Consider the following 7,961-nt stretch of genomic DNA (forward strand, 5'->3'; position numbering starts at 1 on the left):
TTTTCACTATTATAATATCTTTCGTCAAAAAACCAATCTTTTTATCTAACTTTTAATTAAACTGATTGGGTCTAGAGTCTTTTTTCCCTGATTGACTTGAAAATACAATCCTTTTTCCTTCACAAGACTACCTAAAAGAGAGCCTTTTTTTACAGTCTGCCCTTCGGCGACAAATACTTCATCCAAATTTCCATAGACAGTAAAAAAACCATTTGGATGCTCCAAAATGATATAATTATGATACCCATCCATATAGTCAATAGCGGCCACTCGACCCTCCATTGAAGAAAGAACCGAGCCCATCTCAATCGGACTATATACAACTCCCTTATGAGGATTTTCTGGATTCGCAGAAAAGTTTACGATTGTGATAAGCTTTTGGTTAAATGGGCGAGAAAACTGAGTTGTTTGTTTCACTTGAGGCTTAGGTGGACCTGTCGGCGGCGTCATGGGAATGACTATCTTTTCCTTTTCTGGAATCGGAGGAGTATTTGGAATTGGGATGAGTTCATTCCTAGATTCACGCACTTCACTCAACGGAGGACTACTTTTTACAGACTCTTTTGCTTCCACCATCGAAGTTTGAGACTGTAACTCCTCTTTCGGTTTAGATTTGCGATAGTTTACTATCTCGGATTGACTTGTAGTAAATGCAATTCCAGCAAAGAGTAAAAATATATAAAATCTTCCGTTCAAGAATAACCTTCCTCAAAATAAAAATCGTTTCATTTATACCATTTCTTTTGATTTGTCAACTAAGAAAAAAGAAAAGGGAGTTTTTATTCGCGCTCTTCGTGCCCTTCGATTTGTGGTTAATTTTTCTTATCTGTTTGTTACCTTAACTGCATTGACCAGCACGGAACATCAGCTCAGAGAATAAGCCCTTTCAGGGATTCTTTGAAAATTCTTTTGTCTGTTTCAAAATTTAAAAGATCAATGAGATTTTAAAAAACTTCATTGAAGATTTCTAAATTTTCATTGAATATTTCCAAAACTTCATTGAAGATTTTATTTTTTTCAATGAAGATTTTTTTATTTTCAATGAAATTTTAAATGTTTAGTCTTGGGCTTTTTGAGAGTGAAAGCAGTTTAAATCTAACAGGAGTTCCAATTCCATCTGTGCCCAAAGGAGAGCCGGCAATTCCTGAGACTATAAGTTTATTGTTTCAGAAATAAGTAAGGATTCCGTTTTTTATCCTTTCTTCGCTACATCTTCCTAAATACATACACTGCGCCTGCATTGGTAGTAGAGTAAGGGTTCGCAAAAACACCAAGATTTACGATATTTTTACATGAAATAACTAGCAACTTTGCAACTCAGTTTCAATGAATCACTAAACGGAGTAAGCCGAGCATAATGCAGGACCTTTAATCGCTCTCTTTGATAATTCGGATACGCATAGTTTGCGAGTCCAAACTTTCTTTAAAAACTTTTCTGGAAAGTTTTATACTACTTGGCCTGTAATCACAGAGACTATGCATTTTTTGAATTTCAATCCAAATGTGCAATCTGATTTTCTAAAATGGTTACAACGAGACCCGCTTCGTATTAGCCCCCAGGACAAACACTCTCTCGAAAAAATCCGAAACCTAATTCTAAAATACCAAAATGTTCCAATGGATTTGGCTGATGCAAGTCTTCTTCTAGTCTCCGAAGAAGAAGGGATTAATAGTATTGTAACTCTCGACTCTGACTATATCGTCTATCGTTCCAAGAAAAAGAAATTTAAGTATTTGTTGTGAAGATTTGCCACAGAGGCACTAAGACACAGAGAGGAGATGAGAGAGTTTTTATTTTGCATTCTGAAATTTAAAGATTAATGTTTCATCCGTTTCTATTTTTACTTCAACTAGAGATTGTAAACCAATGATACATTTTTTCTCGAAAATAAAAATAGATCGCAGTGTTGGAATTTCATTCATAGAAAAATTGGTTGCAATTGGTTGCATCTCTTCTAAATAAGCAGATTCAGGAAGTTTGGGATAGATAGTTACACTTCTTACTCTATTCCTAGAGCGAATAAATTTTATGAAATTGTATTGATAGGTTATTGATTTGATAGGCTCGCAGTCTTTTAGATTTATCTGGATACTTTTGATTTGCCTTATATTTTCTTTATTCTTTCTATCTTCCGTTTGAACTAGAACAACATTTTTTGTTTCTTTTGCTCTTTCCCATAATGGTGTGAGGATATTTCTAAGGTTTTCGTTTTCAGGAGAAAAATTATTTTGATCGAAAAATGTTTCTTCTAAATCTTCTTCTTTTGGAATAAACACAGAAACAGAAAGGTTGTCATTTTTAATCTTATCATTTCGTATAACTGGCGGCTTTTCAATATTAGTCAATGCATTGTCTGACCTTATACCCGGTGAAATGATGTAGGCACTACAGGCAAAGATTTGTAGGACTAAAATTAAAATAATAACAGGACAGTATAAGCGGCTACTTTTCATTTTGCGTATTTATAAAATTACATTTTTGTATTTCCTTTAAATCAGAAGGCGTTGTGATAATTTCTGACCATTCTTTGCCATTTGATTCAGTATCTAAATCTCCATTGATAGTTTCCATCCGAACTAGCAAAGTTTGATTTGGCTTTAAATAAACCGATGGGAACGATAAATAATTTCCTAAACTTAAATAAAATAAAGTAGAGGCGGGTAACTTGGTTACATATTCACAATCTTCCAGAAAATATTCGGAAGGGCTTTGCTTTATATGAATAGGGATTTCTCCAAGAATAGTTTTATCCTCTTCATTCTTATTAAAACCAATCGGATAAATAACTGGATTAATAAAACTAATTGGAGGCAAAGGAAATATTGGAAAAATGGAAGGACGATTTCTTAATCCGAACTTTGCTTTATGAAAACGAGACTCTAAACTCTCATTATTCAGATTTCGCTTTATAATAATTTTTAAGTAGGTATTCTGAGAATTCTTATATGGTTGCGCCAAATTATCATTAGTTCCCACATAATAACCACCACCAATGGATATTGATAAATACAATAATAAAAATTCAATAAATGTCATAGATTCCTTCCATTAAAAAACATTAACAGGCACCTGCTCCGAGAAATCTCTCATCCCCGTCTCTTTGTGTCGGATCCTGTGCTGAGCGACAAATGCCATGTATGCGAAGTCAAAGCATGGCAAAGAATCTTCCTTTGCCTTTCATTCAAAATTCCTAATTATTTCACCGTCTTCACCCTCTCAATCTTCTCATAAAGTCCTTTAGCAGTTTCGGCGATTAGCTCCTCATAGGTAAAAGTAGAAAGCATTTTCACTTCATTAAAATCAAGACCAAGAGAATCACAAACTGAATACGCATACTCGGGGTCGGCTTTATAAAAATGAACGCATTGTCTTACCTGGATTCGAGTAGGAATATGTGTCATACTTTCGACAATATTTTCAACTAGAATTTCTTTCTTCTCATCTGTCATGAGTCTGTATAAATTTCCTGCTTGAGTGTATTCATCTAGAGGATAATTTTTAATAGTCGGTGGAGTAACTAAATTAGCCTCTTGCTGTTTATTGTATACAGGCTTTTCTTCCAGGCTATTAGGAATGTAATTCACAGCAGAGCCGCCATTGGAATCAAGTCGCATCATTCCATCGCGATATCCATTTTCTACATAAGAGCGAGGGCGATTGATCGGCAAAGACTGATAATTCACGCCGAGTCTATGACGCTGTGCATCGGGGTAGGCAAATAGTCTTGCCTGCAATAATTTATCAGGAGAAAAACCAATTCCCGGAACAACGTTTGCTGGAGAAAAAGCTGCTTGCTCTACTTCTACAAAATAGTTTTCAGGATTGCGGTTAAGTTCTAGTATCCCTACTTCTATTTCGGGAGCCACTGCATGAGACCATACTTTAGTGACATCAAATGGATCAAAGGTAAATTTCTCCAAGTCTTTGTCTGTTAGAATTTGAACAAATAGTTTCCATTTAGGAAAAATTCCTGACTCTATCGAGTGAAATAAATCTTCTACATAACAGTCTGGATTTTCCCCTGCAAGCTTTGTTGCTTCTTCATTTGTAAGACACTCAATCCCCTGCTCTGATTTAAAATGAAATTTTACCCATACACGAACATTGTCTGCATTGACAAAACTAAATGAATGACAGGAAAAACCATCCATATATCGAAAGCTCTTAGGAATTCCTCGCTCTGAAAAATTCATCGTAACTCCGTGTAAAGTCTCAGGGGATAATGACCAGAAATCCCACATCGTAGTTGCAATATTGAGATTTGTTTGCGGGTCTCTCTTTTGAGAATGAATTAAATCAGGTAATTTCCACGCATCTCGAATATAAAATACTGGAATATTGTTTCCCGCAAAATCCCAATTACCCTCTTCTGTATAAAATTTAATCGCAAACCCTCTTGGATCACGCATAGTATCCGCGGATCCTTTTTCTCCTCTATAATTAGAAAACCGAACGAATACAGGAGTATGCTTTCCCGCTTCAGAAAAGACTCTTGCCTTTGTAAATTGCTTCATATCTTTCGTGACGGTAAACACACCGTAAGCCCCAGCCCCTTTCGCATGTGTAATTCTTTCCGGGATTTTTTCCCGATTAAAATAAGCTAGTTTCTCTGTAAGTAAATGCTTGTCTAAGATGGAATCTCTTTCATTCAAATGAATGGGCATTCCCGAGGATGTAGTTTGTTGGCTCATAGTATTCTCCGCCTTTTTTGTTTAAAGGTTACGACTACTATTTTTAAGAAAAGAGTTCTCTTAGCAAGCAGGAATTTATGGGATTAAATCAGAGTCCACCCAAATTCGTAATCGAAATCGTATAGTCAGGAGGATCAACAGCATAGTTTGGATCACCACTCATTGCTTAAGTGCTCAATCATTGTCCGAATTCGAAGCAGTGAGAGATGGTATCGTTGCGGTAAATGATGCGTTACCGGTCATCGCGCCAAAATTGATGTTATAAGAAACAGATCCATCTATGACAAAATCGTTTATTCCTGTTATAGTTACAATCTGCTGTGTATTCCAATTCGCATTCGTAAAACTTAGGCTATTGGAGATACTGTGCCTCTAGCAGTATTCGGAGCTTGATACAGTAATCGATACCGTTGTCGTCGGTCTTGCTCTGAGGTTAACAGCAAAATACCGCATACCTCCGGATTCTGTTGTTATAAGTTCCTGCGACTGTTCGCCCGTAGCATTAACAGCAGAGCATGTTCCTAGGGTCGGTCCCGTGCAAGGCACTAGATCATAAAGCAAGAAGCGATTCGTCGCATTTTGCGTGTCCGTTAGAGTATTGTAAATTCCTCCATTGGCAAAACCGGTTGTTGTTTCCGTCGAAGTTGCGGTAGCCGTGACCACATAATTCGTATCAGCCGCAGGACTTGATCCATACCCGTGACGGTAAGAGTTTGCGGGGTAAGATAATTTGCCGGAGTAAACGTTAGCGTAGCCGGGGCAAATGTGGCATATCCGCAGGTTGCTGCAAAAGATAGAACAACATTTGTCATTGGTCGGCTAGTAAGACTATATTGAAGAGTAGCCGCAGCTCCCGTCCTAGACGTAATCAACCTTCCAGACAGCAAAGGATTCTGACTCGCCCTCAATATCCGCGGGCATCATTGTCCGTAACGATAACAGAAGGTTGTGTAAAATCTGTCGGATAACAAGTCCGTTAAAGAAAGCATCCCCACTGGTAGTAGAAGTGATTCTTGCAGGACAGGATACATCTCCATCATCAACAAAATCATCGACTTTAGAAATTGTAATTTGAGTTGCCGTTTGCAATCTGATTCAATTTCCCGGTGTTATTGTTAAAGCGGGGCTTATGGTAAATTGAGTCGTATTTCCAACCGACGCTGGTAATGTGCATGGATAAGTAGCACTTATTCCAAAATTTATAGTAACATTTGCAGTTGGAGCTTGTTTAAGTAATACAAAGAACAAAGCCTGAGTTGTTCCTGCTTCCGAAATAGTCGTTGTATTTCCAGCGAGAACAAGTTTTTTTCCGGCGCCAATATGGTAATTTGTAATGGATTGGGTCGCGCTAGTTCCTGTATAATTATTGTAGGTTAATGCGGTGTAACCGGTTGGTGGAAGGGTTCCAGTCTCTGCGGCAGAGGCAGTTAATGTAAAATTGGCGCTTCCAGTCCCTGCACCTAATTCCTCTAACGCGAAAACATCTGTCGTTGACCAATTCGCACTGGTAAAGGTAAAACTTCTTGCGTCTAATTGGGTCACATTGTCCGGCAAGAATCTTTCCTTCCTGAGGGGAAGCAGTCGGTACACTTACAGTCACGGTAACTGTATTTCCTGGAAATGGCATTGAACCTAAATTCATATTGTATTCAGTAAAGCCTCCCACACTTGAGGTTACAGTCGAATAGTTAGTCGTCAGAGTGAGGTTAATTGCTCTTGTATCATTATCTATTACCCGCACAGTAACATCAGCCGGATTCTGACCACCATAGTCGCTCTGACAACGATAGCATCTAGAACTAATGTAAAATCCAGCGTATTCTCGTCATAGCTATCATTTACGGGGGTAACTGTTATCGTCTGAGGCGAATTCCAAGTCCCGACACCAAATGTAAGCGATGAAGGGCTAATTGTGTATTGGGCTGTGTTATTGTTTATCAAATTAAGAGTCACAGCTTGTGATGCGCAATTTACTAACATAGCAGGCGTACTACATGGGTCAGAATTTAATACAACTGTAAACGTTCCAGCAGCAGCTCCTTCCGTGATAGGAAAAGGATTGGCAGCCGAGATAGTGAACCCAATAGTATCATTGTCAATATTCGTCAGAGTCAACTCACCCAACCCGCTAGTATAAGCAGCGTTTGCGGATACCGGTCGTAAGCCAACATATTCAACTGCTCGGTTGCAGTCGGAAAAGTAATCTTCAAAAGGAATATTTCATCATCAAATCCATCTGTGACACTTCTAATTGTGATTGTCTGAGGCACATTCCATCCACCGGTCGTTGTATTTGTTCAGCAACAGCCGCATTCGTTAGGGTGTAAAAGACCAACGTTCTATTTGTGATAGAACCGCCCTCCGTTTGGCAAAACAATTCCTTCCGTTAAATCAGAGGATATGATATTGGATATAGTTACGTTCCCCTGCCGGAAGAGTAGCTAAAAAACGACTTGGGCGGTGATTGTCGATGATCCATCCTCCGCAAAGCTAACTGCTGAAATAGATTGTAAAAGTAGGGTAGAACTCCACTATCCACATTGGTGACAGGGACATTTGGAGTCGGAGTAACTCCTGCGTTGGCGTATTTGCATCAGAGCTACTTCTAGATCCAAATTGAATTTGTCGGATTTGTGTTCCGTCTGACGTTCCATCGACGACTGCTCTGACTTCGAATGGTCTGTGGAACATTCTCATCCACCGTGTTAGTATCATTTACTCCGTCTGGAGTTTGCATCCGAATTTACGATCGCCTGACCGCCGGTAGGTGTGAACACTAACGTTCGATTTGTAATAGAAGTATTTCCACCACCAATGGTCGGACCTACGATTGCCTCATAAGCGTGTCGCTACTTATACCTGATCCAAGGGCAACATTTCCTGTTGGCTCTGGAGTTTAAAACTACAGTAATCGTTGACTCAAGTCCTACTCCACCCGGATCATTCTCATTTACCGTGATACCACCGGCGGGCTAATCGTAAAACCGGATACGTCATTATTCATTACCCGGACTGCAACATCACTTGGGTCAAGACCAGAATAATCAGTCGCTAATGATTGGCTCTAATACCGCGTAAAATCCAAATTTGGATTGTCGATAAAGTCATCTCACGGCAGTAACAGTAACCGTCTGTCCTATATTCCAAAGTTGTCGCCTGCAAAAGTCAAAGAGTTAGCTAATCAAGATTCAGATGTATTATTATTTGTTAGATCGATTGTAACAGAAGCCGGACTACATGTATCAGGGCTGTAGAAGGTGTATCACAGG

Annotated in this window: 10 protein-coding genes; 1 reads left to right on the forward strand and 9 read right to left on the reverse strand. The window is 38.8% G+C overall.

Going from position 1 to position 7,961, the window contains the following annotated elements:
* Positions 1–45: 45 nt before the first annotated feature.
* Positions 46–696 (reverse strand): M23 family metallopeptidase, encoded by a 651-nt coding sequence (locus IPH52_19970; GenBank protein ID MBK7057277.1) that lies wholly within the window; start codon positions 694–696, stop codon positions 46–48.
* Between the two features lie 708 nt (positions 697–1,404).
* On the opposite strand from IPH52_19970, the gene IPH52_19975 reads away from it, so the two are divergent.
* Positions 1,405–1,743 carry a PIN domain-containing protein gene (locus IPH52_19975; GenBank protein MBK7057278.1) on the forward strand — a complete coding sequence of 113 codons (339 nt, stop codon included), beginning with the start codon at positions 1,405–1,407 and terminating at the stop codon, positions 1,741–1,743.
* Positions 1,744–1,791: 48 nt separating this feature from the next.
* Here the strand turns inward: IPH52_19975 and IPH52_19980 are convergent, their stop codons facing one another.
* The 8 genes from IPH52_19980 to IPH52_20015 form a co-directional block, all read right to left on the reverse strand.
* Positions 1,792–2,454 (reverse strand): hypothetical protein, encoded by a 663-nt coding sequence (locus tag IPH52_19980; protein ID MBK7057279.1) that lies wholly within the window; start codon positions 2,452–2,454, stop codon positions 1,792–1,794.
* Positions 2,444–3,037, reverse strand: coding sequence for a hypothetical protein (locus IPH52_19985; protein ID MBK7057280.1), 594 nt, complete (start codon positions 3,035–3,037; stop codon positions 2,444–2,446). Before IPH52_19985 ends, IPH52_19980 begins: the two co-directional genes overlap by 11 nt.
* Positions 3,038–3,195: 158 nt before the next feature.
* Positions 3,196–4,692: a catalase gene (locus IPH52_19990; GenBank protein MBK7057281.1), complete on the reverse strand. Its 1,497-nt coding sequence runs from the start codon at positions 4,690–4,692 to the stop codon at positions 3,196–3,198.
* 372 nt (positions 4,693–5,064) lie between these two features.
* On the reverse strand, positions 5,065–5,355 hold the full coding sequence (locus IPH52_19995; GenBank protein ID MBK7057282.1) for a hypothetical protein: 291 nt from the start codon (positions 5,353–5,355) through the stop codon (positions 5,065–5,067).
* A 195-nt stretch (positions 5,356–5,550) separates the two neighbouring features.
* Positions 5,551–5,781 (reverse strand): hypothetical protein, encoded by a 231-nt coding sequence (locus IPH52_20000; GenBank protein MBK7057283.1) that lies wholly within the window; start codon positions 5,779–5,781, stop codon positions 5,551–5,553.
* A gap of 6 nt (positions 5,782–5,787) precedes the next feature.
* Positions 5,788–6,234: a hypothetical protein gene (locus IPH52_20005; GenBank protein ID MBK7057284.1), complete on the reverse strand. Its 447-nt coding sequence runs from the start codon at positions 6,232–6,234 to the stop codon at positions 5,788–5,790.
* Positions 6,235–6,803: 569 nt separating this feature from the next.
* Complete coding sequence (locus tag IPH52_20010) at positions 6,804–6,962, reverse strand: hypothetical protein (protein MBK7057285.1); 159 nt, start codon at positions 6,960–6,962, stop codon at positions 6,804–6,806.
* Between the two features lie 220 nt (positions 6,963–7,182).
* On the reverse strand, positions 7,183–7,407 hold the full coding sequence (locus IPH52_20015; protein MBK7057286.1) for a hypothetical protein: 225 nt from the start codon (positions 7,405–7,407) through the stop codon (positions 7,183–7,185).
* Positions 7,408–7,961 lie beyond the last annotated feature (554 nt).

This window comes from Leptospiraceae bacterium (assembly GCA_016708435.1).
Classification (GTDB): domain Bacteria; phylum Spirochaetota; class Leptospiria; order Leptospirales; family Leptospiraceae; genus UBA2033.

What these genes read in the sequence shown, in the direction of transcription:
- IPH52_19980 (MBK7057279.1), bottom strand. Translation starts at nt 2,454, where the DNA reads ATGAAAAGTAGCCGCTTATACTGTCCTGTTATTATTTTAATTTTAGTC.
- IPH52_19985 (MBK7057280.1), bottom strand. Translation starts at nt 3,037, where the DNA reads ATGACATTTATTGAATTTTTATTATTGTATTTATCAATATCCATTGGT.
- IPH52_19990 (MBK7057281.1), bottom strand. Translation starts at nt 4,692, where the DNA reads ATGAGCCAACAAACTACATCCTCGGGAATGCCCATTCATTTGAATGAA.
- IPH52_20015 (MBK7057286.1), bottom strand. Translation starts at nt 7,407, where the DNA reads ATGATACTAACACGGTGGATGAGAATGTTCCACAGACCATTCGAAGTC.